This is a genomic window from Bacillus sp. T33-2, assembly GCF_002860205.1.
In the GTDB taxonomy this organism is placed as follows: domain Bacteria; phylum Bacillota; class Bacilli; order Bacillales; family Cytobacillaceae; genus T33-2.
Genome location: NZ_PGVB01000025.1, coordinates 44,828 through 69,152, shown reverse-complemented (window position 1 = coordinate 69,152; position 24,325 = coordinate 44,828). Strand labels below are relative to the sequence as shown.

Here is a 24,325-nt window from a genome sequence, read left to right as displayed (position 1 = left end):
TGCAAAAGGTTTATGAGGAACTAGTTGCTTTTACACAGGGTTTCCTTACTTTATGGAATGGGCGCGGACTTAAATTCGGCATTCCTGATGTGAGTCAGAAATGAAAGACGGATGATTCTTATCGGATAAATTCTTAAATTTAATATTCTGAAATATACAAATTGTAAAATAATATTATCTTAGTTATCATTATTATGATAGTAAAAAAGGAGGGATACCTATGGAAAATAAGGTTTCTAAGAAAGTGCTGGTTGCAAGTCTGGTAGGGAGTTCAATTGAATGGTTTGATTATTTTTTATATGGGACTGTGGCAGCACTTGTATTTAACGAACTATTTTTCCACAGTAAAGATCCAACAGTCGGGTTAATGCTCGCATATGCTTCTTTCGCTTTGGCATTTTTCATCCGTCCGCTTGGCGGCATCATTTTCAGCCATATCGGGGACCGGATCGGAAGGAAGAAAACGCTTGTCCTGACATTGTCCTTCATGGGTGGAGGCACAGTATTGATGGGATTCCTTCCTACATATGAATCTATCGGTGTGATGGCGCCCATTCTTCTGATCATCCTGCGCTTGATTCAAGGATTGGGGCTTGGCGGTGAATGGGGCGGCGCGCTGCTTCTTGCGGTGGAATATGCACCCAAAGACAAACGCGGATTATTCGGTAGCATTCCGCAAATGGGTGTAACGATTGGAATGCTGCTCGGAACGCTGTCATTGTCACTTATGACACTGATGCCTGAAAGTGCATTTATGACCTGGGGCTGGCGTGTTCCGTTCATATTGAGTGCTCTTCTGATCATTTTTGGTTTATGGATCCGTAAAGGTATCGATGAAACGCCATCATTCAAAAAAGCACAAGAAAAAGGGGAAATAGCAAAAGTCCCGTTTTTTGAGACTATGCGCTCACACTGGAAAGAGGTTTTAATCGCAGTCGGAGCCAAAGTAGTAGAAACTGCGCCATTTTATATTTTTTCTACATTTATTGTTTCATATGCTACAACCAATCTCGGATATTCTCGAACGATCACTTTGAATGCCGTTACAATCGCTACTATTATCACTACTATCTTGATCCCGATAATGGGTAATCTTTCAGATAAAATTGGCCGCAAAAAACTTTATGTTGGCGGAACAGTCCTGATGATCCTGTATGCATTCCCTTATTTTTGGATGCTGCAGCAAGAATCAGCCGTGTTGCTTATTTTGGCTACCGTGCTGGGTCTAGGTATCATTTGGGCCCCAATCACTGCTGTACTCGGTACGATGTTCTCGGAAATATTTAAATCGAACGTCCGTTATACCGGAATCACACTTGGTTACCAGATTGGTGCCGCCCTCGCCGGAGGAACGGCCCCGCTCGTCGCAACCGCGCTGCTCAAGCAATATAACAATTCCTATGTGCCCGTAGCATTGTACATCATGCTGGCTTCAGCAATATCGCTCATTGCCGTCTCGTATGTCCGTGACCGCAAAAACCAGGAACTGGATTCAGAGGCTGCCTAAAAATACACGAGGAATCGCGACCTGCGGTTCCTTTTTTCGGAGGATAAACATGCTTATCTTATCAGAGGAACAAATCCGTTCCATATACTCAATGGAAGAAGCCATTCAGGATCTTGAAAAAGCTTTGCTAGATTACACTGCAGGAAAAATTTTGAATCCGCATCGAACCGTCCTCGAGTTTCCCGAGAAAAACGCTTCAGCGCTGTATATGCCAAGTGCAATGGAGTCAGTCGGGAAAGCGGCCGTCAAAGTGGTTACCATTTTTCCCGGCAATCGAGTTGTCGGGAAGAAGACGACACAAGGCGTTATTCTGTTAAGCAGCACCGACGATGGAGAACATCTGGCCTGTATGAACGCGACCTACTTAACGAGGCTGAGGACCGGTGCGGCAAGCGGAATCGCGACAAAACACCTTTCTAAAGAAAATGCATCATCCGTTGCTATTATTGGCTGTGGAGCAATGGCAGAGGAACAGCTGCAGGCTATGCTTGCAGTCCGTAACATAAAAATTATCCACCTATATAACCTGACAAAAAAGAAAGCAGAGGCATTTGCTGAAAGAATTATAGAGTTTTGCCCAAGTTATGATGGCGAGATTTCGGTAGCAGATGATCCGGACCATGCTGTTGTTGAAGCCGACATTGTCACCTGCAGCACCCGCTCAGAATCTCCGGTTTTTTCAGGGACAGCATTAAGGCCAGGCACCCATATTAACGGCATAGGCTCGTACCTGCCACATATGCAGGAAGTGGATGAGAAAACACTCTTAAGGAGTTCGAAAATTGTAGTTGATACGATTGAGGGGGTAAAGGATGAAGCGGGTGACTTCATCATCCCTGCAAACGCGGGGACATGGAGTTTCTCAAACCTGCATGGAGAACTCGGGGAAATGTCGGCGGGGCAGATTAGTGGCAGGGAAAGGGATGAGGAGATTACCTTTTTCAAATCAGTCGGGATTGCCTATTTCGATCTTGCTGTGGCGGCCGCTGTTTATGAAAAGGCAATAATCGCTGGTGTGGGCACACATGTGAATGTGTGAGATAGAAAGATATTTTATTAAAAAATTGGCGACTCACGTGAATAAGTAAGACAGAAAGTATAGTAATTATTCTCATAAGGATTAATAACGGAGAACCGTATCATAATTAAATGAGGTTTTTGATTAAAATAACCAATCATATGAATTCTTCCAAAAAAATGTATAGAACATCTATACCCAGGAATGAAGTATTTTTGAAGCGTAGCGTCCTAATCATAATTTAGCGGGTTCATTTTTATTTACAAAATGTAAAAGCTATAGGGTAATGATAAATTTGAGGAAGACATAAAGCTATACCAGGTCAAAAAACCTGGTATTTCTCTTGTTTATTGCGTGACCGCAAACCGTTATTTGCTAATTGGGAAAGTCCAATCTAAGTAAGACGCTCAGTAGTTGACAGGCAGCTGGTGAAGAAATTTTAAGGTTGATGCCCTGCTAACAAAGTAACTCTTTAAAAGAGTTTCAAACTGTGTGGGCTATGGGTTATTGTTATAGGTATTGATAGTTACAGTTATTCAGAAGGTGGTATCTCAATAGTAAATTTTTTAAAGGGTACCCATTTTTTTGAAAAATAAGATGATCGTTCCATCTGTAGTACTGAAATCTCACGGTGTGGTTTGATTTCACTTTTTCAATTAAAAACAGAATAGCAAAACAGAACGCATGAGAAAAGACTCTATTCAGTTTATTTTCTTTTTGCTTCAGGAAAAAACTGTTAGCTTCGTGTATAAAGCAGCTTCATATTGCTAAAATTACAAATGCTGAAATTTTACAAGAAAGAAGTGGTAATTGTGCAAATGAGGCAAGGCAACATCCAAATTGGTGAGTATCAATTATTCTGTAGAGTGGCTGGAGTTGGAAACGAAACAGTAGTGTTAATGCATGGGATCCCAACTAATTCCTTTATTTGGATGCCAATTATTCAACAGTTAGCTACTCAATGTAGAGTGATTGCTCCCGATCTTTTAGGCTACGGACTTTCAGACCGTGTTCCACGTGCGGAATATGAAAAACTCTCTTTGCCTCATCAAGCTGAATATATGATAAAGCTGCTTGATTATTTTGGAATACAAAAAGCCCATTTTGTGGGCCATGACCTTGGGGGAGGAATCGCTCAAATCTTAGCTGTCAAATATCCAGAACGGGTGGCCAGCTTTGTTGTAACTGATGGAGTTACTTTTAGCAATTGGCCACTTGGAAGAGTTATGGCTCTCCGTTACCCTACAGCACCTGAGTTCGAACCTTCTCCAACTTACATCGAAAGATTTTTAAGGACAGGTACTTACCATCAAGAACTGATAACCCCAGACCTCATTTCGGCTTTGGTTGCTCCATATAATCATCCTGGGGGAGCGGAAGAGTTACAAACGGCTTCGTTTGCTCTAGAACATCACCAAACACAAGATATCGTACCCGAACTGCCTAATATAAAAGTAAAAGCGTCATTCATATGGGGACAGCATGATCCCTTCTTACCGGCTTATTGGGGCTACAGGTTAAATGAAACAGTTCCAAATTCCACATTCACCATTATTCCTCAAGCCGGACATTTCTGTATGATCGATAATCCTCTCCTAGTTACAGAAGAATTATACAAACATATGAATGCAAGTGCATCAATAAATCAAAAAATGACGACAAATAGAGTGGGATGAGAGATAGAAATGAAGACTGGGTTAAGGGAGTATAAAGAAAATTAAAAACAAGCCTATTTTGGTTACGTAGTTTTATGGAAAAAGAATTTAACAAAAGGCCTTACTGCAATGTAAGGCTGTCAATTGGATTGAAATGGATGATTTTCACATTTTTAATAAGACTCTTTTCGTAAACTTTGCTGGCTATTGTTATTTATTTAAGGTGAAAAACAAGGAGGGCTGCTTGTCCATACATTCGGGTGTGAATGAATACGAAAAACAACAATCTTTGCAAAACCAACCTTAATTTATCATGCAGTGGGGCTACATAGCAATTATAAAAGTTGTTAACCTAGTTCTAATCAATGAGAAAGTTTTCCAACTATTTCTATGTTTATAAGTCATTACAAAGCCCCTAATAAAGGGCATCAAAGTAAAAAACAACCTCTTCGATTAATCTTTCAAAACCTTTTATGTTACTATTTATAACCTCATTTAGATACATGACGGAGAACCATACCACAAATAGAGTAGGTTCTTCAAATTTGGCGTTTTTTGGTCCCTTTAAAACCCGGATGAAGGACATTTCCAGAGAGTGTCCTTCATCTTTAGTAAGTTGGTGAATAGTTCACTTTAGTTAATAACGGCCACTTCTTGTTGTTTATGATCCGTTTTTTGATAAATAAGGGCAAGCAGCATGGATGGAATGGAACATGCAATCATTCCGATAAAGGCGTATCTTGGCTCTATTTCAAATAAATAGCCGCCGAACATGGTGAACACTGCTGTACCCCAGCCAAGGGCTAGTGCTGAATACACCCCTTGGGCTTTTGGAATGTGTGTATGTGGAATATTTCTGACTAAGTATTTCATAAAGGCGTAATGCCCCATCGCAAAAGACAATGAATGTAATGTTTGCGCCAAACAGAACACGATAACATTTGGGAAGGCAAATACCAATATCCAGCGCAGGGTTGAACCAAGAGCAGCGATCACCAATAAGAACCCTGCAGAAAATTTATTAAACATCCGGTCTGCGATCGAGAAGAAAATGATTTCTGCAATCACGGCAATATTGAGGATTACTCCGATTAAATATTTGGGAGCATGGATTTCTTGTAAAAATAGATACCCATAGTTGTAATAAGAAGCATGTGCTGACTGCAGTAAAATCACAATGACGAGAACCAAACCAAAGTGATTGATACGAAATAATTCCCGTATGCTGTGATTTTTTGCATGTTCCGTTTTCGGTTTAGCAGATAAAACAACTGGTGCCTGCAAAAAGCCGAAAAACAGGAATACTAACATGCCGAGCAGCAATCCATATAAAATCACTTCATCCCCGAGCATCCCCGTAAAGAAGGTTAAAATAATCCCGGCTGCGACAAACCCAATAGACCCCCATGATCGGCTTTTTCCATAATCCTTTAATTGGTTACTCTGCACAAGAATGCCTGCTGCGCTGTCTAATGCCGGCATCAATGTGGGGTAAATGACATTGATCAGTAAGGTTACCATAAGTAATCCATTAAAGGAGCTGACCGGTATATAGAATAGAATGGCAATCAGTGTGCCGATAGCCATCATATTTAATAAGGCCTTGCTGCTAAATTTCAACGATAAGTAAGGGTAGGCAACCAGTGTGGAAAGTCCCCGGGCGATCAAACCCAAACTCATGATTAAACTGGCTTCTGAAATGGAAACCCCTTTTGTCTGAATCATCCACCCCGTCCAAAAGGGAAGAAAAATGCCCCACGTCATATAAAAATTAAAAAACTGCCTGCTCATCCAGCGTTGTGAATTCATTTCTGTATCCCCCCAATGCTTGCATGATATCATGGGGATTCAGATGTTAATATGAGATATCTCATATTTTGAGGTGGGTTATGGAAATTTATAAAAACGAAAAAAGAGAGTATTACTTAGATGAACACTCGATTGCAGATTTGTTTTCTTTATCGGTTGATGAATTTATAGAAGTGCGTGAATATCAACGAGATGAATGGATTATCCATGAAGGCATGCGGCCGGATTTTTTATTCTATGTCATTGAAGGAAAAGCAAAAATTTATGTAACGCATCAAAACGGCAAGGTATCCCTCATTAATTTCATTAACGCGCATGAATACATTGGGGAAATGGAGTTGTTAAATGATGTTTACTATACAAAAGGGATTCAAACCTCAACTAAGACCGTCTGCTTTGCTATCCCTTTTCATCATTACCGTGGACAATTGCTGGAAGATGTGAAATTTCTGCGGGAATTGACCAGGTTTTTAAGTGCGAAATCAACGAACATGGCTGCGAAGTATACACAAAGCCTTGCTTTCCCGCTTGAAAATCGGCTGGCTGATTTTATTTTGCAAACCGCAGATGGAAATGTATATAAAGAAAAACACGTAACGGTTTGTGACTTTTTGGGTGTATCCTACCGCCATTTATTGCATGTCCTTGCACAATTTTGTGATAAAGGATATTTGCAAAAGGAAGGACGTCACTATCGCATTCGGCAGCCAAATGCTCTGCAAGGACTGGCGGAAGTGTTGAAGAATGAATAACATAATAGCTCTAATTTAGAGCATTCCGGCAGCTAAATAATAGACATGTAATCTGTACCTCTTGTAAAAAATAAAGTCGCTTTACTATCAATCAGATAGCAAAGCGACTTTCATATATGTGGTTCATGACCGGCACCTGGACGCCAACATTGCGCCAGTGTGGGCACCTGTTGAAAGGATAACGGTTTTGCTCTTAACCAACCGCACCGTTCTCAAGTTCAATCTCGACAAGATGCTTCTTTCCCAGACCCTTGGGACGCTGCATATTCATGACATCAATCTCGTATTCTTTCCATGTTCTTCGAGACTTGCAGCGATCTTGGGACTTTAGTATATTTCGTACTGAATAAAGTTCTCAATGCCCAGAGTGTCCATGAGTTGCCGACCAAAGCCTTCAGCAACTATACCTGTGCGAGTGAATTTCTCTATATTTGTCGATTATTTCACTCCGAATCTTACGTAATGTTCAAAAAAATGATATCGACTTAGATCCCTTACGCATTGAATTGCGCAGTATGTTAAATATATATAAGGAAAATTAGTTATCGATAGATGAAGCCTATATCGTAGATTACCAAGTAATCATTGATACAGGGCTTTTTTAAATTTCTTATACAAGTAACGCACCCTTTAGTTTAAGTATATATCTTCACAATTCTTTCAGATAACAATAGAATCTTAGCAGTCGCAGGACGCTTCCCAGATGGTAACAGAATTTGCTCGAGAAATCCTCCTATGCGAATACTTCCACGACATTACTCCGTAAAAAGCATTTGCTAACCTAATATTTTTTCAAAAAGGAAAAAACTTGCTCAAACATTTCTGGACGTTTTTTACCTAGTCCATGAGTTTCATTTTCATAAATTATCAATTCACACGTTCCACCATGAGATTGAATCTGTTTTTGGATGAATTTAACTTCTTCATTGTTAGCTGTCGAATCTTGCCCACCATGTAAAATTAAAAGCGGTGTCCTAATTTTAGTTGCTTGTTCTAAAGGATTTCTTTCTCTTTCAGCTCTCTTTCTGTTATTTGAATCGATAGGATATGCTTTTAGAAGATGTAATCCCATATGTTCTATTCTCGTTACCCCCCATAAAGTAATTCCATAATCCCAAGGTACTTTAGAGTAAGATAAGGCTAAAAAAGTTAAAAAACCACCATAACTATATCCCATTATGGCTAAAGGTCGTTTATAACGAGTCATTATTTTCCAATAAAAACCAACAGCTAAAACATCCCAAACATCAGCACGTCCATACTCTCCTATATTAGCCTCTCTGTGTTCTTCTCCATATCCGGCACAACCTCGATATGCGGGTACAATTACTTCATAGCCTTCTTTTAATAATCGGACTATCATAGGATCTTTCGGGTCATACTTTTCACCAGGTCCTCCATGTACAAATAAAATCCCCATATCCTTCGGGTTTTCTGGAGTTAACGAATGTACTGGGATATTGCGACTATCTTTCGACTTAACTGTATACTCCTGATGAGTAAAAATAGGTAGTTGTTCCTCAGAATTTTGGATTAACAACTCTAAAGAACCTTCCTCATTCCATTTGTATAAACAAGAATCTTCATTTATAAAATAAATATTATCAGAATCACAACTTAATGAAATACTTGGACCCCGTAGTGTTTCTTGGATGGAAATACTATTTGGTAGATTAACCTTTTGAGCAATGTCTCCCTCAGGAAATGAAACGATCAACAATTCCTTTTTACAAACAACAAGAATTTGCTTATTGTTTAAGAATGCACCTCCAACAATCTCAGGACATGAATATGTCCATTCCAATGCCATATCTGATGTACGAAATACTTTTAATAATACACCATCATTACTTACTTCTTTCACAACAATATGAGCAGAATTTTTTGACCAACAATACCTTCCAATTTGATGGTTTGAGCTATCTGATTGAGGAATTGTGCTGAAAACTCTTGTTTTAGTATCTACTATGCAAATCTTCTTAGGAGTATTTTGTTCATTGAGGTATTGTCTATGGAAAGCAATAAATTGACTGGAGGGTGACCATTGCGGAAATCGATCGACACCTACACTATCTGTAAGTTGGACAACTTCAGTGTTTTCCAAATCCATTAAATAAATGTCTGGTGGAGTTGTCTTGTTAGGGTCTGTTGAATATGCAGAAAAACATATTTGATTTCCACAAGATGACCACTCACAGAATCCTGCATTTAGAAAAGGACGATTAAAAATAGGTTTAACAGTGTCGTTCTTCATATCCCAAAGATATAGAGGATTATTGTTGCTAAAAAAAGCAAGTTGATTTTTATTTGGTGATAACCGTGGACCTTGCGGCAGGTATTCATTACTTATTTCACCAATCTCTTCTCTAGTTATAAGGTCATAAGTTCTAATTTTTTTTGTTCCATCTTGTAGAAATTGGAGAATACTAATGAGATTTGATTTTTCATTCACATCAAAATCAGCAAACATCGAAAGCCCCCTTTAAGAGTGTCCCACCATATGTAATTTACAGTGATATTAAAGATAAAAACAGCCTTAAACAGTTTACCTTTTTATGGTATAATAGATATAGAAACAGAGAGGAGACATTCCTCTCCGTTTTTTTGTTATAGCAAAGTTGATAGTAATTATATACTTAATAAGGACTTTCCAAGAATAGCAAAATGAAATTCACCTTATTAAAGTAAACTGCCCGTTTGTTCAATAAGGAATTCACCAAAAAAGGCCGTTAATCCTGCCCGGATCAACGCACCCTTTAGTTAGTTCTCTCTCTCTATTTTTCCTTCCTTGGCAAATATCTCCGGATTCTAGGTCAACTCCGGCAGCTCAAATACTTGACGCAATTCAATCTGGCCTTCCCCGTGTCCCTGCGGGTCGGGCATCCGCATGGCCCACTCTATGGCTTCTTCCCTCGACTTCGCATCAATTAAAATGAATCCGGCAATCAATTCTTTCGTTTCCGTAAATGGGCCATCCGTAACCACAGGCTTTTCCATTGGTTTCATATACGAAATGCGAATTCCATTCGAACTTGGATGAAGTCCTTTGGCCATAACTCGTACGCCTGCCTTAACTAATTCCTCATTGTACTTCGTCATGGCTTCTATGAGCTCAGGGCTTGGGAGATTTCCGGCTTCTGAATTCTTCGAGGCTTTGACAATCATCATAAACAGCATTAAAATTCCCTCCTTATTATAGGCAAATCCCCTTAATTTCTTCTTCAACTAACCTGCCCGTTAGCATAATAAGGAATTCAACATAAAAGGCGTTAATCCTCCTGGATCTACTCACTCGTTACTTAATAGGGGCCTTATACTAGGAAGCTATCTTCTGGCTGACAGTATACGAAAAGACACACTTAACTTAGAACCATATCAGATTGCTGCTATGTATCGAGAAAGAAGTGCCATCTTGCAGTAATAGAGGTAATATTAGCGGTAGATGATAAAGGGTCTATTACAATGATGAATTCATCTGCGCATCGTTTACTAGAAATTCATGAAAAGGCAGAACGGCAGCACGTGTCCCAAGTAATTGGTTCTCCTAATATGCTACAGCTGCTAGGCTGCAATGAAAAACAAATGGATGTTGAAATTCAATATAGAGAGAAAATAATGATTGTCAATACACAACTGATAATGGAGAGAGACAAGCGGATCGGAATTGTTGCCAGCTTCCGGGACCGGACGGAGATCAAGCATATGATCGATGCGCTTTCTGAGGTGAAACAGTATTCCGCCGACTTAAGAGCCCAAGCCCATGAATTTACCAATAAATTATATGCCATCTTAGGGCTATTGCAGCTTAATAAAAAAGAGGTTTAGGTTTCAAAGGTGGATTAGGACATACTCGATTTAATGGAGGGTTAGTAGGGGCGAACCGTCTTAATTAAGATGAATCACGAAGTACAGAAAGCGTAGGAAAAGTGAAAGAAGGCATCGCCCTAATTTTTGGAAAAGCGGCCAACCCTGTCAAATTGGCCGCTTTTCCATGACTAGTTAATAAACAAAGAACATCAGAATTGTAGTAATAAGTCCCACCCAAATGCATAATAGTGCACAATAGCCCATAATATGGCGGATATGAAGTCCGACTACACTTAAAAGTGGCAGTGCCCAGAAAGGCTGGATCAGATTTGTCCAGGCATCTCCCCAACCAACCGCCATTGCAGTTATGGCCGGATCCACACCGAGCTGTAGACCTGCTGGAACTTGCAATGGTCCCTGCAAAGCCCACTGTCCTCCGCCAGAAGGAGCCAGGATATTTACGAGGCCTGCTGTCCAATACGTAAAAATATCAAAAGATTCCTTACTGGCTATAGAAGTCATTCCATTAATGATATACTCCGCAAGACCTGAACTGCCTAATACGGCTATAATCCCGGCATAAAATGGGAATTGAAGGATAATGGGAGAAATAGCAGAACCCGCCTCTTTAAATGCTATAGCATACTGTATTAGTGACTTATGCAATAGAAGCCCCAGTGACAGGAATGTGATATTAATAATATTTAAGTCCAGATCCCTTCCATTAAAAAACTCATAGATAACATACACTAATCCAATCAATCCAGTTAAGATGCCAAGAAACGGTGTATTTCCAGGCGGCCGGCAGGTGTTGCAGGCTCATTCCGCTTTTCCTCGTCTTTTACTTGTTTTGGCGGAGTGTATGAGATTATGTCTTTTTTGGGAGCTATCAAAATAATAAAAATTGGGATGGTAATTAAAAGGGCCAGTAAAATGGTGATCGTCCCGGGATGGAAGATTGTTTCTGATGTTGGAATCACTCCTGCAATTTCTTCAAGGAAATGTCCTTTTGTTGCTACTGTCAATCCAATGGAACTAGATACCCCAGCTGTATATAGGACGGTAGGTGTATAAGCAGAAGCCACTAAAAGAGGAAAGTGGGCATTCTGATTCCGTTTTCCAACTTCACGTGCAATAATCGCACCCACAACAACAGCGAGCCCCCAGTTTATATAGTAGGCAGCAGATGAAACAAAAAATGTTAAAAGATAAGCTTGGTTTGCTGTCTTTGCCTTTGATGCCAGCGCAGTCAGCAGATGCTGAATCATTGGCACTGAAGCCAATGTCATTCCAGTCATAAGCAACAGGACCATTTGCATTGTAAAAGCAAGGTATACCCAGAAGCCATCTCCGAAGGATTTGACCAGCTCACCAGGTTCAGATGGCTTCATAAAAAAGCCCAGGAGAAACACCAGCAGTGTCAGTAGCGCAGCGATAACAAAGGCATCAGGAAGGTACTTTTCAACCAGTTTCGAGAAACGCCCTGCGATTCGGTTTAACATGCAATCACTCTCCTTTATTTTGTCTGTACATGCTATGGAGAGGACAAGTTTAATATGACAAATGGTTTTGGGTGCCTGTCACTCTCCGAATTTTGTCGAGGATTGATAGGGTTTTAGATTATGCTAGAATGGAGTTGGCTGTATTTTGAGAGGGTGGTCGGTTGTGCAGTCTTCTTTCCTTATCGGGAAGGAGGTGATAACTATGGATACAGCTATACTGGGAGATGATTGAAGACGACCACTGGAAATAAGTACCTTTTACATATATAATCTAGGGGTAGCAGAAGGCTTGTTTAAAATGTGGCTGCAATAGATTGCTGGATTCCTTTCCTTCACAGAAAGGGTAGCTTCAAACAAAGGAATTACAAACATTTGGCTGTTCATTTCGTCTAGCTCCAAAAAAGTAGAAGTTTAAAAAACCCCGGGAGCAATTATCTTAGGTAATGCTCCCTTTTGTTATCAATAAATTGTGCAGTCTTATATGTTCGTTTGACATGGAGCCCTGTCTCCGATGTCCCGACCAGAAAACTCGGAACTGCTAATGTATAAATTGATAACCTGCTGGACATGTTGTTCAATTCCTTTTCCCATTTACTTACTCTTCTCGATATAAAATCATCCCTGCGTGATAGAGAACGCCATTGCGAAAATCCCCGTCAGCTGTGAAACCGGTATCGTCTACATAGTCAATATGATCACCATTAATTATATAGCGGCCTTGATAGGCGCTTTTGCGATTGCCGCGCGCCTCGTCGTAACGTCCGTTAGGCAGAAGCTCGTGGCGGATATATCCGTCCTGGGTAACCCACATGCCTACATAAGATGTTTGTTCTCCATTGTTTCTTTTTTCCATTTTGATATTCTCCTTTAACTGTGGATTGTGAAGGTTACTTCTCAAACAGTATGGAGCATATTGGGGCAGATACGGTAGCCGATTACGACAGAGTTATTGCACAATCGTCCAAAATATATAAAATTGATGTATGAATTATCGGAGCGAAAGAAAGGGAGGGGCATGATGATTACTATGAAAATAAATGACGAAATCACAAGACAACAGCTGGAATTAGCAAGTGTTATCAATCGCCATACAGCTGGTGCTAGAGTACATTCTACAGCTATTTCTTCTTTAAAACTATTTCGCTATGAAGGAGAGAAGCAACCGATCTATTCGGTGTATGATCCTGCTTTGTGCATTGTTGCACAAGGAGCAAAAATGGTGATGTTAGGACAAGAATGCTATCACTATAATCCAGCGTCCTACTTGGTCGCCTCCGTAAATTTGCCGATTACCGGGCATATCATTGAAGCTTCTCAGCAGCGTCCTTACTTAAGCCTCCAACTAAATTTTAGTACTGATCAGATTGTAGATATCATGAAAATGGCTCATTCGGATTGGATTCAAAAGGAAGGATCGGGACGCGGCCTTTTCGTGAGCCAAACGAGCACGTCTCTTCTTGGCGCAGTATTGAGATTAGTTCGGCTTCTAGATTCGGAGAGGGATATTCCAGTTCTTGCTCCGTTGGTCATTCGTGAAATTCTTTACTGGATTTTGCAGGATGAACAGGGAGGTGCTTCAGTCAGGCAGTTCGCCGTGGCAGGCAGCCATGCTGAGCGGATCGCGAAAGTGATTAATCTCATAAACCGCGACTTCGCTAAGCCGCTGCGTATCGATGAGTTGGCAAAGGTCGCAAACATGAGCCCATCATCATTGCACTTTCATTTCAAAGAGGTTACCGCTATGAGCCCCTTGCAATATCAAAAGCAAGTAAGATTGCAGGAAGCCCGTCGTCTTTTGCTTTCAGATATAGCGGAAGCGGCGAATGCTGGATTCCATGTTGGTTATGAGAGTCCTTCCCAGTTCAGCCGAGAATACGCGCGAATGTTTGGTCTCCCTCCCTTAAGCGATATTAAGCGTCTTCGTGAGTCTTGTTTAGCTTAGCAGGAGAATCTTTGTTTTTGAAATGCTACATTTTTTATTTTCCTCATTTAATCGGATTTCTGAAGAGGAATTTTTTGTTTAGCATGTTTATCATGTGCTGAATATAATTTTATTTGCGTTCAATGATGTCGGCCCGAACAACGTTGAAACAAAAGAAAAAGTCGATTTGTTATCCAATGGTAACAAATCGACTTTCGGGAACTTAGATATAGAATGGTTGATTCATTAACGCTGACGTGATCAACAAAGAGAATTATTCAACTTTTGTTGATAGGTCAGCGAAGGTGTGGCATCGAGGGTTGTGTTGCTAATGTTCATTCATTAATTTTCGAATCAAATAATCGAATGCGCCCAAGGCTGCAGTAGCACCTGATCCCTTTGAAATGATGATTTGCTGGTTCAAACTGACGTGAAACAAAGGCGAAAAACCAGCCAAGCCTAAGAACGATGAAGTTATCCCCTCGACTCGCTGTCAAAAGTACGTTATCAATTAAATTCCAGGGTGGTGCATGACCCTGTAATTTAGTTTTATATAATCGAAGTTAGGGACAGGAGCTTAATTTTTTGTGTGCAACGACATCCTTGGGTCAGTTACTCTAATTAAAAATTCGACATATTTCGGGTAGTGACAGGCACCCGTTTCAATCGAAAGCTTTTCGAAAATGGAAGAAATGGTTCAAGATGGGGAGAAGGATAAGGTTGTTTCTGCAATAGAGGATCTGATTCCGAAACTTAGCGGATTGACGTTACCTTTCCGCTATTGAATATAAACAAGATTTATTAAAAAGACAGGAATAATTTTTGGACACTTATTGTTTTTCTTGGGAGACCTAAAATGGAAAACTGGACTAATTCCATGTGAAAAAAAGACGGATCCAGCGTCTGATAAAATGTAAAAATGTAATTTTTGGGACAGTAGAACCGTTCCTCTGGCTCCCCAAGGGTTAATCCCGATAATCATAATACCAAACTTTATCACTAATCTTTCTGACTTTCCCGCTTACTAAAGCTTTTTTCCATTTCCGAACGGAGATTTGGTCTAGTGCTTCTCGTTCCCCTTTGCTTCTTACCCGATTCCTTTTCTTTCTTTTGGGGCTGGAAAGTTTCGCTATTTGTTTATTAACCATACTCCTATTTCTTTCTATGACCTCATTCAAATCACTCAGCTTAATTTTTCTCATTCCCTCACATCCCATATCTAGCTCATTATCTGTCAGCATTAACCGTTTATTCAGAAAATATGAGGGAGGAAATAAAAAAAGACCAAAGGAGGCTAACGGGTTCCGTTTCCTGTCACAAACATTAAAAATGTAATGAAAAATGACCTATAAATTGTACACTAATTTGTAGGTCATTTTTGTTTGATATGAAGGGGTTTTGGTTATAATTAATAGTGAATTTTTAGTACAATTTGTATATAAAAATGTAGGGGTACAATAGCCATTGTACCCCTACAAATTACATTACATTTTTGCATACAAATTGGCATACAGAAATATACCAAATAACAAGAGATGTGTTGATGTGAAAATTAAACCAAAATACCCCAATGCCGAGGATGTAACACTAAGGTTATCGTTTCAATCACGAAAAATTTTAGAGCATTACTCGGACTATACAGGGTTAACTCCTGCTCAGATAATCGAAGAAACGCTGCCACATTTACTAAAGGATGATGACTTTATAAAATTTGTTGAAAGTAAACGGAGTAATATAAGATTGAAACGTGAATTGGGGTTAAGTGATGACTAAAATAAAACGTCTAGCAACTAAAAACGACTCTATAAGCCGTATTGACCCTAATATTACATCCACAGAAATGAAACAGCGTGAGGAAGGTTATAACACCCTTTCCGACAAAAAGATGAAAACAACATATATTCATTACGCCTTTCGCCCCGTCCACTTGCATTGGAAAGGGAAAACATATGAGATACAAATGAATTACTAGACTCTTGCATTTTTTATTTAAATCCCTAAAAAAGGACAAACGGGTGGTGTCCCTATCAATAGCCATTTTTAAGCGGTCAATTTCAGGAGTTCCAGCACCTTTTTGAGTGGGGTTTTCGCCTTTCCTTCCTGGTAGGCATAAACAACCACCTGTCCCAAGGCATCTTCCCTGATCCTTCGGACCGTATCACCTAGAGTATGGGGTGTGGATTTGGACCATTCATGTCGCTGGAACTCTAGAAAATTCTGGGTGAGATACTGAATCACCCAATACCTTTCAATGGCTTTAAAGGACAATACCTGATATTGGTCAAAACCCAGTAGCTCCTTAAAATAACGATATCCTGTCTCAATTTCCCACCGGACCTGATAATACTTAAGGATGGTAACGACATCCAGAGTAAGGTCGGTGCACAGGATGGTGAAGGGAGATTTTTCCCGGTTGAACTTCTTCTCCCAGGAAAGCAGGATTTTGATATTTTCAATATCCGACAGTGGGCCTTCCATTTCACATATCCGGTATCGACTCTTTCCCTTCACTGTAACGGTGCGAAGGTCGGATTCGTCGATAACCTTTTTTGCGAATTCGGAAATCTTTATACGGTAGCCCTTTGGACAAATCAGTCGATTATTCTTAGATGCACATATTACATGGAACCCTTTTGCGTTACAGGCATCAATTACATTCTTGCTCGAATACCAACTGTCCATCAACACATAGACCTGTTCCTCTTCAGTTGCCGGAAAAGCCTTAATGAGTTCCATGGCAAGTTCAATCTTGCTTTTGAACTCCAACCCGTTTTCCGCGCAGAATGATTCACGGAAATAGGGACGAAAATCCCAGGCAAACGAGTAGCCTTCGGCCACCACGTGGGCGGTAACGACGCAATGGGACCATATTGATTTTCCATCCGCATGCGAATGATGAAAATCCAGACGTTCCATCTTCCTCGCAGCTGGAGTTTTCCTGCAACTAGCGTCATCCACAATAAAGAAGATGATAGGTTTTGAATCTCCAGCTTTCTCGCGGTCCTTACGGATTTTCTCCATCAAGAAGGACATCCTTCTACGCTGCACACGGTTGGGACACCAGGGGGATTCCTTAAGGAATCGGGTCATGGAACTCAAGTCGCGTTTCTTGCCAGTGCTGTTCATGATTTGGGTTACATTCTTTCTTCCAGCGGCAAGGATGATTCCATGCATATAAGAAAGCAGATGGTTTATCTGCGGCTTTGAAAGTGTAAGACCAAGGGCAAGAACAAGGGCAAGAACAAACTTGACGATAGTAGTGTGGAAAGATACCATAACACTAAGACATCTCCTTTTTTCTGGGATTTTTGGTGAGTGTGGTAACTTTCCAATTCCACGAAAAAAGGGATGTCATTCTTATTTTTTGGCACTAACCAAAACTAGTCATTAACCGACAGATTTAGACGACAGCATTTTTGCAAGACTCAAGTGAATTATTGTTCCAACCCGTTTTGTAAAAATTTTCATCAGCCGCAGATAAGTTACAGTGTTGGAAAAATCAAAAGATATAAAATGACTGGAAAAGAAGAAGAACGAACAATCAATTGCGTACCCGACCCAACAGATATTAACGGAGTACCAACTTTGGGGTGTTACACAAAGACCTTTTCTAATTGGTCTCTGGCTACTGAGATTGAACGGTTAATTCGAATTAACTCAGTTGTCCCCCTAGAACCTGATTACGAATTTCATAAAGATGGCTGTTTAAGCAATGATACCTATTTTGATAACCCGAAGACTTTTTATAAGCGAGGAAAAGCGAGTTCCAATGCACAAAAAGTTCAATGTAAATCGTGCGGAAAATACACAAATCTCTTACCGAACAAGTCACAATCAACTACCTACGCTCAGAAGAGAAATGATATTTTGCCTTCATTTGCCGAACATTTGATTAATCGGGTTCCTGTTTCAAGCACCTGTAAAATCTTGGGGATAGGAAGAAGCACCTATTACAGTAAATTAGAATGGCTATACCGTTGTTGTTTGGAGTTTTTAGAAACACACGAAACGAAACAATTTGCCAAAATGACATTTCCTCGCATCTGGTTAAATACTGATATGATGGTGTATCACTTAAATAATGTTCGAAAAAAGGGACAACCAAGGACAAAAGGCACTGTCTCCGAAAAACAACTGCCAACACAAACTGTGGTTTCTACTGATTCCTCATCCCGTTATGTGTTCCGAGCAGATGTGGCTTATGATTGGGAAATTGACTTCAAACAATTGGAACAGAACACTGAGACCTATAAAGACGACCATTTGCCAATGGAGCTAAGGAAGAATGCTAAATATACCAAGTATTCGTATTATCCAATGGAGCCGACTCCAAACGATACTCAAAGCCAAAATGAATACTACCTTGAGATGAAGGAATTACAGCTAAGAGGCAAATATGTTGATGGATTACACGTTAATCATACCTATACTGCGATGGCTCAAATGTTCCTTATCAAAGATATGGTAAAAACGGACAAGTGGCGTGTGCTCAGTGATGACGATATGGTATTGAAGTCCGCAATAAAAAAGGCTTTTTCAGTTGAGATTCAACAAGGCAGATTGCATCATTTTATTAACACCTTCGACAAGACACTTTCGAGAGAAGCTGCTTTCCAGGAATTTATTGATTCAAATAAGTACCTGAGAAATTGGGCGGAGGACAATTTCTTATCGGAACAATCCGTCTATGAGGTTGCAGTAGAATATTTGAAAAGAAGACTGGCTGTACACAAGTTTTACGAAACAAAAATTGCACCAGATGGAACCGATTATGCCGTCCATAAATCGAATAAAATTGAGCATCCGATTGCGATGGCGGACCGTGGGAGCCGTTACATTGATGTTCTTACCGATACCTCAAAGTTATCAAATGAGCATTTGGCAAGACTTATCGTAAGGGCTAATGACAATTCGGTGAATGCCTTTTTGCAGGAAATTAGACGTAGCCTGTCAATTTTGGAACGCCCATTGGTGACTTCTAGGGGTGACGGAAAATCATATATCTATAGCAATTTCAATCCTAAATAAGCTCAAATGGCAATCACCATTTTACGAACTTACTATAACTTTTGTCAGCCTTTCAAAGCATTTGGAGAGGAACTGACTCCAGCACAGAGAATTGGATTAGCGGAAAGGGCATATTGTTGGCGGGATATTATTTACAAACGATAATAGGTATTTTAAAAATTCAGAGGTATTGTCATTATAAAGGAGGTTTTTTTTTGAGTTTAAAACTGTCCATTTCAATTAAAGGAGTCATCTTAAATAATGAAAATGTTTTATTATTGAAAAATGAGAGAAATGAATGGGAATTGCCTGGCGGAAGAATTGAGGAACACGAGAAACCTGAAGAATGTTTGGTAAGAGAGATACAAGAAGAACTTGGAATCAATTGTACTGTGGAAAATATCGTTGATTCTTATGTATTTGAAGTATTGAAAGGTAAGTTTGTATTTATTGTAACTTATTTTTGTAAGTGTGATAATCCTTCTAATATTTTTATTAGTGAAGAACATAAAGAATATAAATGGGTAAATTTAGGGAGATTGGAAGTAATTAATTTGCCTAAAGGATATAAAGATTCCATTCGAAAAACCAAACGGTTATTAATCAACAAACAGTAATAGGGATAACTTTCCTTTCACTATTTAAAACGCAGGTCTTTTTGGTGAGATTATGATGAGTTGCACTTAAAATAACGGGTATAAGAGTTAAAGGCGGAGGTCGCTGTGGTGGCTCCTTTTCTTGTTGTGCTAACCTGCCACATAGTGGAACAAGCATCGAGTGTATTTATCTAGAATAAAAAATCAAAATATACTGAGGATAAAACAAGAAAAGAATTAGTGGTATCCTTGGTCAAAAAGAGTTTTTTTATATTGTTGATTATGCTTTGTTTCAATCCCCCAATATCAATTTTTGCGGAGAAAAGTGATAACACCAGTGTCCGCAATATTGACTGCTAAAGTAACGACAACTGTTATTCCGTCCGAAGAAAAAGGTAATCCGATATGCAACGCTCGATTAGTTATATTAAATTCATTGGAGAATATAATAGCAACAGAATTAACAAATTCCCAAGGGGAAGCAATAATACCTGTTACTGTTCCTAAAGACCCCAGGTTTCCAATGAAAAATATGGGAGAGGTTACTGTTATAGCAGTTGCAAATGGCTATAACGAACATATCAACTTCAGTGTCCCAATCAATGAGTTTAACGATAATACAGGAAGAGTCTCGATTCCTCTTGGGCAGATAGACCCTAACAGACGAAATGAGCCGCATTTTCTCAACGGCAGTTTTCACCGTTTTACTGTTTTTGAAACGCTTGATTATTATGCAAAAAAATTAGGGCTGAAGAGACAAAATATCAAAGAAGAATCCATAGCACCAGCTCCTTGGGGACCTGAATTAGATACCGATAAATAGTATTTGACTTTGTTTTTTCTTCAACTAACCACTTTGCTTTAGTGGAATAGGAAGTAAAAATAAATAGAGATAATAGCTCAGTTCGTATCATATCGGACTGGGCTATTTTTGTTGAATACAAAAAAGCACCGCAGATTGCGGTGCAATTTGATATACATTTTACTTAACAAATTTAGCTGTAAATTAACATTTTGTGATAGGAAACGGAACCCGGTAAAAGGAGCAATCTCCTTTAGCCTAATTCTAGCCATTTTTCAATTATTTGATATGTTTTCGTTCTTTTGGCTTCATTTATAAGGTAATCCAGGTCAATGTTATCATCCTTGTGGATTAGGAACATCCGCATAGCCCATTCATAGTCTACATCATCTTCTGGATTCGAATGAAAAATTCCTTCTAATCTGTGGATGATGATATCCTCAATTCCAATGACATACAGCTTCCTGCTGTTTGGCAAATGTAACTCAATGACCCTATCGTAATCTCCGTCTAAATAATTATCAGGGACTTCGATAGCTAGTTCTGCTTCAGTATGATACCATTCCCGTTCGGTCTTCGTAAATCCGATTTCTCTAAGAACTTGATCGAATCGGTCCCATCCACTACTTACAAAATCTATATCATGCGTTGTATAGTCATTTCGTGTGTATATTTCTACAGATAAACCGCCTACGACTATTGGCTTTATGTTTTCCTGCTCGAAAAATGATGTCAGGATTGAAGCGAAGTCAAGCATTTTTTGGAATTTAGGTTTATCTTTAATAAGTTCCAATTCTTTTCTTAAATCATCAATTGTAATCATAGTACAATACCCGATCGCCAAGGGATTTAATTTTCCCCTCAGACACAGCTTTGTTCCAACGTGAAATCGAAATTTGAGTCAGGGCTTCAACTTCTCCTTTGCTTCGTGAACGGAATTTCCTACTTCGCCCCTTTTCCCGACTGGCTGAAATCTTAATTTTAAGATTTGCAATCTTTTTATTCGACTCAATAGCTTCGTCAATTCTTCCCAAAGTCATTGCTCTCACAGCCCTCACCACCTTACCTTTATAATACAGGATTTTTATGGTACATGGAAGAATAAAGCAGGCTCTTTTAAGCAAACAAAGGGGTGGTTCCAGAGTCTCGCAGATGGTAAAAATAGTGATTTTTTGAGATGGCGGAACCGTCCCTTTGTCTCCGTCGTCTTTTGCTTTCAGATATAGCGGAAGCGGCGAATGCTGGATTCCAAGTTGGTTATGAGAGTCCTTCCCAGTTCAGCCGAGAATACGCGAGAATGTTTGGTCTCCCTCCCTTAAGCGATATTAAGCGTCTTCGTGAGTCTTGTTTAGCTTAGCAGGAGAATCTTTGTTTTTGAAATGCTACATTTTTTATTTTCCTCATTTAATCGGATTTCTGAAGAGGAATTTTTTGTTTAGCATGTTTATCATGTGCTGAATATAATTTTATTTGCGTTCAATGATGTCGGCTCGAACAACATTGAAACAAAAGAAAAAGTCGATTTGTTTCCAATGGTAACAAATCGACTTTCAGGAACTTAGATATAGAATGGTTGATTCATTAACGCTGACCTGATCAACAAAGAGAATTATGCAACCTTTGTTGATAGGTCAGCGAAAGTCTGGCATCGACGGTGGTGCTGCTAATGTTCATTCATTAATTTCGAATCAAATAATCGAATGCGCCTAAGGCTGCAGTAGCACCTGACCCCATTGAGATGATGATTTGCTTATAAGCACTGTCCGTACAGTCGCCTGCAGCAAACACTCCCGGGATGTTGGTAGCGCCGTGCTTGTCGACTACGATTTCACCGAAACGGGTGCGTTCAATCGTTTCACCCAGCCAATCGGTATTTGGCACAAGGCCGATCTGAACGAATACACCCTGCAATTCAATGTGATGTTCTTCACCTGTCTCACGATCAATATAAGAAATGCCGTTCACTTTGTCGGTGCCGGTGATTTCTTTTGTCTGGACGTTCTTCAGGACAGTGACGTTAGGCAGGCTGTATAGGCGCTCCTGGAGGACCAAATCAGCTTTCAGCTCTGGCATGAACTCAAGAACTGTGACATGTTTCACAATTCCTGCCAGATCAATTGCTGCCTCAATGCCGGAATTGCCGCCGCCGATAACCGCAACGTGTTTTCCTTCAAATAATGGGCCGTCACAGTGAGGGCAGTATGCGACACCTTTGTTCTTGAACTCAGCTTCTCCTGGTACGCCAACATTGCGCCAGCGGGCACCTGTTGAAAGGATAACGGTTTTGCTCTTAAGAACCGCTCCGTTTTCGAGTTCGATCTCGATGAGATCCTTCTTTTCGAGACGCTTGGCACGCTGTAGGTTCATGACATCTATGTCGTATTCTTTCACATGTTCTTCAAGGCTTGCAGCGAGCTTTGGACCTTCAGTATATTTCGTACTGATAAAGTTCTCAATGCCCAAAGTATCCATGATTTGTCCACCAAAGCGTTCAGCAACAATACCTGTGCGAATGCCTTTACGTGCAGCATAGATGGCTGAACTTGCCCCGGCTGGACCGCCACCGATAACAAGCACATCGAATGGATCCTTATCCGAAAACTCTGATGCATCCTGGCCGCTTCCCATTTTCGCGAGGATTTCCTCAATGGTCATCCGGCCGCTGCCAAAGGATTCGCCATTCAGGAAAACAGTTGGCACTGCCATGATGTCTTTGCGTTCGACTTCTTCCTTGAATGCAGCCCCATCAATCATCGTGTGTGTAATGCCAGGATTAAGAATGCTCATCAAGTTCAGAGCTTGTACAACATCAGGACAGTTGTGGCAGCTCAAGCTGATGTACGATTCAAAATGATATTCGCCTTTAATGCTTTTAATCTGATCAATAACCTTCTGTTCAACCTTGGGAGCTCGTCCGCTCACCTGGAGGAGAGCCAGCACCAATGAAGTGAATTCGTGTCCAAGAGGGATACCAGCAAAAGTTACCCCAGTATCTTCGCCAACGCGATTCACACTAAAACTTGGCGTTCTCGTTAATTGAGCTGTTTCGACAGTGATTTTAGATGACATGGAAGCCAGCTCGTCAATCAGAGCCAGCATGTCCTTGGATACGTCATCAGAACCTGCACTGACTTTCAGCACGATATCGCCTTCCATCAGCTGAAGGTATTGGTTTAATTGTGCCTTAATATCTGCTTCTAGTACCATTTATAGCGCTCCTTAAATCTTTCCTACAAGATCAAGGCTTGGCTTAAGAGTTTCAGAACCTTCTTGCCATTTAGCTGGGCAAACTTCGCCTGGATTGTTGCGGACATATTGTGCTGCCTTAATCTTGTTAACGAGCGTGCTTGCATCACGGCCAATGCCGTCCGCATTGATTTCCATAGCCTGAACAACGCCATCTGGATCGATTATGAAAGTTCCGCGCTGAGCAAGACCTTCTTCTTCGTTCAATACGTCGAAGTTGCGAGAAATCCTTTGTGAAGGGTCACCAATCATAATATATTCAATCTTGCCAATAGCTTCTGAATGGTCGTGCCATGCCTTATGAGTGAAATGAGTATCTGTAGAAACAGAGTAAACTTCAACTCCAAGTTCTTTCAGAGTTGCATATTCGTTTTGCAAGTCTTCCAGTTCAGTAGGGCATACGAATGTGAAATCTGCCGGATAAAAGCAAACGACACTCCATTGACCTTTAAAATTCTCGTCAGTAACGTCAATAAACTCTCCCTTATGGTAGGCACTTGCTGAGAAAGGTTGTACTACTTTTCCAATTAAAGACATATGTATTGTCCTCCTTGATGTGTTTTTATATATTAATAGTTTGCGAAATTTTTAACAAACTATTATTTAAATATAATTATTCTAATTAGATATTAAGTATCGTATAGAGTTGGATGTTTTGTCAAGGGATTATATAGAACGTTTTTTGCTATGTATAAATGGTGTT

General features: G+C 40.0%; 20 protein-coding genes and 4 pseudogenes. 11 read left to right on the top strand and 13 right to left on the bottom strand.

All coding sequences use genetic code 11. The annotated features are described in order from the left end of the window. The first annotated feature begins 220 nt into the window (after positions 1-220). The 3 genes from CVD19_RS16890 (at position 221) to CVD19_RS16880 (ending at position 4,201) form a co-directional block, all read left to right on the top strand. Positions 221-1,507: an MFS transporter gene (locus CVD19_RS16890; RefSeq protein WP_101583594.1), complete on the top strand. Its 1,287-nt coding sequence runs from the start codon at positions 221-223 to the stop codon at positions 1,505-1,507. 49 nt (positions 1,508-1,556) lie between these two features. Then, entirely contained in the window at positions 1,557-2,546 is a 990-nt protein-coding gene (locus CVD19_RS16885; protein ID WP_101583592.1) for an ornithine cyclodeaminase family protein, read from the top strand. A 743-nt stretch (positions 2,547-3,289) separates the two neighbouring features. Beyond that, positions 3,290-4,201, top strand: coding sequence for an alpha/beta fold hydrolase (locus CVD19_RS16880; protein ID WP_257985177.1), 912 nt, complete (start codon positions 3,290-3,292; stop codon positions 4,199-4,201). Positions 4,202-4,813: 612 nt separating this feature from the next. Here the strand turns inward: CVD19_RS16880 and CVD19_RS16875 are convergent. Continuing rightward, positions 4,814-5,989, bottom strand: coding sequence for an MFS transporter (locus CVD19_RS16875; RefSeq protein ID WP_101583589.1), 1,176 nt, complete (start codon positions 5,987-5,989; stop codon positions 4,814-4,816). Between the two features lie 80 nt (positions 5,990-6,069). Here CVD19_RS16875 and yeiL point away from each other — a divergent pair, with 80 nt between their 5' ends. Then, positions 6,070-6,741, top strand: coding sequence for a transcriptional regulator YeiL (yeiL, locus tag CVD19_RS16870; RefSeq protein ID WP_101583587.1), 672 nt, complete (start codon positions 6,070-6,072; stop codon positions 6,739-6,741). A gap of 139 nt (positions 6,742-6,880) precedes the next feature. Here the strand turns inward: yeiL and CVD19_RS25560 are convergent. The 3 genes and pseudogenes from CVD19_RS25560 to CVD19_RS16855 form a co-directional block, all read right to left on the bottom strand. After that, positions 6,881-7,164: pseudogene (locus CVD19_RS25560) on the bottom strand (alkyl hydroperoxide reductase subunit F); the annotation flags it as partial. A gap of 358 nt (positions 7,165-7,522) precedes the next feature. Next, positions 7,523-9,211 carry a S9 family peptidase gene (locus tag CVD19_RS16860; protein WP_101583585.1) on the bottom strand — a complete coding sequence of 563 codons (1,689 nt, stop codon included), beginning with the start codon at positions 9,209-9,211 and terminating at the stop codon, positions 7,523-7,525. A gap of 338 nt (positions 9,212-9,549) precedes the next feature. Further along, complete coding sequence (locus CVD19_RS16855; RefSeq protein ID WP_101583583.1) at positions 9,550-9,918, bottom strand: YciI family protein; 369 nt, start codon at positions 9,916-9,918, stop codon at positions 9,550-9,552. 285 nt (positions 9,919-10,203) lie between these two features. Here CVD19_RS16855 and CVD19_RS16850 point away from each other — a divergent pair, with 285 nt between their 5' ends. Continuing rightward, positions 10,204-10,566 carry a hypothetical protein gene (locus CVD19_RS16850; RefSeq protein WP_101583581.1) on the top strand — a complete coding sequence of 121 codons (363 nt, stop codon included), beginning with the start codon at positions 10,204-10,206 and terminating at the stop codon, positions 10,564-10,566. A 174-nt stretch (positions 10,567-10,740) separates the two neighbouring features. On the opposite strand, the pseudogene CVD19_RS16845 reads toward CVD19_RS16850, so the two are convergent. Both CVD19_RS16845 and CVD19_RS16840 read right to left on the bottom strand, forming a co-directional pair. Continuing rightward, positions 10,741-12,050, bottom strand: a pseudogene (locus tag CVD19_RS16845) (short-chain fatty acid transporter). 595 nt (positions 12,051-12,645) lie between these two features. Further along, on the bottom strand, positions 12,646-12,903 hold the full coding sequence (locus tag CVD19_RS16840) for an Atu4866 domain-containing protein (RefSeq protein ID WP_101583579.1): 258 nt from the start codon (positions 12,901-12,903) through the stop codon (positions 12,646-12,648). Positions 12,904-13,068: 165 nt separating this feature from the next. Here CVD19_RS16840 and CVD19_RS16835 point away from each other — a divergent pair, with 165 nt between their 5' ends. Then, complete coding sequence (locus CVD19_RS16835) at positions 13,069-13,992, top strand: AraC family transcriptional regulator (RefSeq protein WP_101583577.1); 924 nt, start codon at positions 13,069-13,071, stop codon at positions 13,990-13,992. Between the two features lie 307 nt (positions 13,993-14,299). Here the strand turns inward: CVD19_RS16835 and CVD19_RS25950 are convergent. Continuing rightward, positions 14,300-14,398: pseudogene (locus tag CVD19_RS25950) on the bottom strand (hypothetical protein); the annotation flags it as partial. Positions 14,399-14,936: 538 nt separating this feature from the next. Then, positions 14,937-15,173, bottom strand: a complete 237-nt coding sequence (locus CVD19_RS16830) for a hypothetical protein (protein ID WP_101583575.1) — start codon at positions 15,171-15,173, stop codon at positions 14,937-14,939. A 563-nt stretch (positions 15,174-15,736) separates the two neighbouring features. Between CVD19_RS16830 and CVD19_RS16820 the strand changes: the two genes are divergently transcribed. Next, positions 15,737-15,943 (top strand): hypothetical protein, encoded by a 207-nt coding sequence (locus CVD19_RS16820; protein WP_101583571.1) that lies wholly within the window; start codon positions 15,737-15,739, stop codon positions 15,941-15,943. Between the two features lie 68 nt (positions 15,944-16,011). Here the strand turns inward: CVD19_RS16820 and CVD19_RS16815 are convergent, their stop codons facing one another. Next, a complete protein-coding gene (locus tag CVD19_RS16815) occupies positions 16,012-17,247 on the bottom strand; it encodes an IS701 family transposase (protein ID WP_101583569.1) in 1,236 nt (411 codons plus the stop codon). 237 nt (positions 17,248-17,484) lie between these two features. Between CVD19_RS16815 and CVD19_RS16810 the strand changes: the two genes are divergently transcribed. The 3 genes from CVD19_RS16810 (at position 17,485) to CVD19_RS16800 (ending at position 20,397) form a co-directional block, all read left to right on the top strand. Continuing rightward, positions 17,485-18,999: an insertion element protein gene (locus CVD19_RS16810; protein WP_142383544.1), complete on the top strand. Its 1,515-nt coding sequence runs from the start codon at positions 17,485-17,487 to the stop codon at positions 18,997-18,999. 194 nt (positions 19,000-19,193) lie between these two features. After that, positions 19,194-19,595, top strand: a complete 402-nt coding sequence (locus CVD19_RS16805) for an NUDIX hydrolase (RefSeq protein ID WP_101583563.1) — start codon at positions 19,194-19,196, stop codon at positions 19,593-19,595. Positions 19,596-19,911: 316 nt separating this feature from the next. Then, positions 19,912-20,397, top strand: coding sequence for a hypothetical protein (locus tag CVD19_RS16800; protein WP_101583561.1), 486 nt, complete (start codon positions 19,912-19,914; stop codon positions 20,395-20,397). Between the two features lie 232 nt (positions 20,398-20,629). Here the strand turns inward: CVD19_RS16800 and CVD19_RS16795 are convergent, their stop codons facing one another. Continuing rightward, on the bottom strand, positions 20,630-21,199 hold the full coding sequence (locus tag CVD19_RS16795; RefSeq protein WP_101583559.1) for a DUF6036 family nucleotidyltransferase: 570 nt from the start codon (positions 21,197-21,199) through the stop codon (positions 20,630-20,632). Then, positions 21,186-21,425: a hypothetical protein gene (locus CVD19_RS16790; protein WP_101583557.1), complete on the bottom strand. Its 240-nt coding sequence runs from the start codon at positions 21,423-21,425 to the stop codon at positions 21,186-21,188. The genes CVD19_RS16795 and CVD19_RS16790 overlap by 14 nt, the downstream gene beginning before the upstream one ends. Before the next feature lie 152 nt (positions 21,426-21,577). Between CVD19_RS16790 and CVD19_RS25555 the strand changes: the two are divergent. After that, positions 21,578-21,733, top strand: a pseudogene (locus CVD19_RS25555) (AraC family transcriptional regulator); the annotation flags it as partial. Between the two features lie 320 nt (positions 21,734-22,053). On the opposite strand, the gene ahpF reads toward CVD19_RS25555, so the two are convergent. Together ahpF and ahpC are read right to left on the bottom strand one after the other, a co-directional pair. Then, positions 22,054-23,583: an alkyl hydroperoxide reductase subunit F gene (gene ahpF / locus CVD19_RS16780; protein ID WP_101583554.1), complete on the bottom strand. Its 1,530-nt coding sequence runs from the start codon at positions 23,581-23,583 to the stop codon at positions 22,054-22,056. Positions 23,584-23,595: 12 nt separating this feature from the next. After that, positions 23,596-24,159, bottom strand: coding sequence for an alkyl hydroperoxide reductase subunit C (ahpC, locus tag CVD19_RS16775; protein WP_101583552.1), 564 nt, complete (start codon positions 24,157-24,159; stop codon positions 23,596-23,598). Positions 24,160-24,325: the final 166 nt, after the last annotated feature.

Excerpts from the sequence above, each read along its gene's own strand:
- CVD19_RS16890 (WP_101583594.1), top strand. The coding sequence starts at position 221 with ATGGAAAATAAGGTTTCTAAGAAAGTGCTGGTTGCAAGTCTGGTAGGG.
- CVD19_RS16885 (WP_101583592.1), top strand. The coding sequence starts at position 1,557 with ATGCTTATCTTATCAGAGGAACAAATCCGTTCCATATACTCAATGGAA.
- CVD19_RS16875 (WP_101583589.1), bottom strand. The coding sequence starts at position 5,989 with ATGAATTCACAACGCTGGATGAGCAGGCAGTTTTTTAATTTTTATATG.
- yeiL (WP_101583587.1), top strand. The coding sequence starts at position 6,070 with ATGGAAATTTATAAAAACGAAAAAAGAGAGTATTACTTAGATGAACAC.
- CVD19_RS16860 (WP_101583585.1), bottom strand. The coding sequence starts at position 9,211 with ATGTTTGCTGATTTTGATGTGAATGAAAAATCAAATCTCATTAGTATT.
- CVD19_RS16855 (WP_101583583.1), bottom strand. The coding sequence starts at position 9,918 with ATGCTGTTTATGATGATTGTCAAAGCCTCGAAGAATTCAGAAGCCGGA.
- CVD19_RS16850 (WP_101583581.1), top strand. The coding sequence starts at position 10,204 with ATGATGAATTCATCTGCGCATCGTTTACTAGAAATTCATGAAAAGGCA.
- CVD19_RS16840 (WP_101583579.1), bottom strand. The coding sequence starts at position 12,903 with ATGGAAAAAAGAAACAATGGAGAACAAACATCTTATGTAGGCATGTGG.
- CVD19_RS16835 (WP_101583577.1), top strand. The coding sequence starts at position 13,069 with ATGATTACTATGAAAATAAATGACGAAATCACAAGACAACAGCTGGAA.
- CVD19_RS16830 (WP_101583575.1), bottom strand. The coding sequence starts at position 15,173 with ATGAGAAAAATTAAGCTGAGTGATTTGAATGAGGTCATAGAAAGAAAT.
- CVD19_RS16820 (WP_101583571.1), top strand. The coding sequence starts at position 15,737 with ATGACTAAAATAAAACGTCTAGCAACTAAAAACGACTCTATAAGCCGT.
- CVD19_RS16815 (WP_101583569.1), bottom strand. The coding sequence starts at position 17,247 with ATGGTATCTTTCCACACTACTATCGTCAAGTTTGTTCTTGCCCTTGTT.
- CVD19_RS16810 (WP_142383544.1), top strand. The coding sequence starts at position 17,485 with ATGACTGGAAAAGAAGAAGAACGAACAATCAATTGCGTACCCGACCCA.
- CVD19_RS16795 (WP_101583559.1), bottom strand. The coding sequence starts at position 21,199 with ATGATTACAATTGATGATTTAAGAAAAGAATTGGAACTTATTAAAGAT.
- ahpF (WP_101583554.1), bottom strand. The coding sequence starts at position 23,583 with ATGGTACTAGAAGCAGATATTAAGGCACAATTAAACCAATACCTTCAG.
- ahpC (WP_101583552.1), bottom strand. The coding sequence starts at position 24,159 with ATGTCTTTAATTGGAAAAGTAGTACAACCTTTCTCAGCAAGTGCCTAC.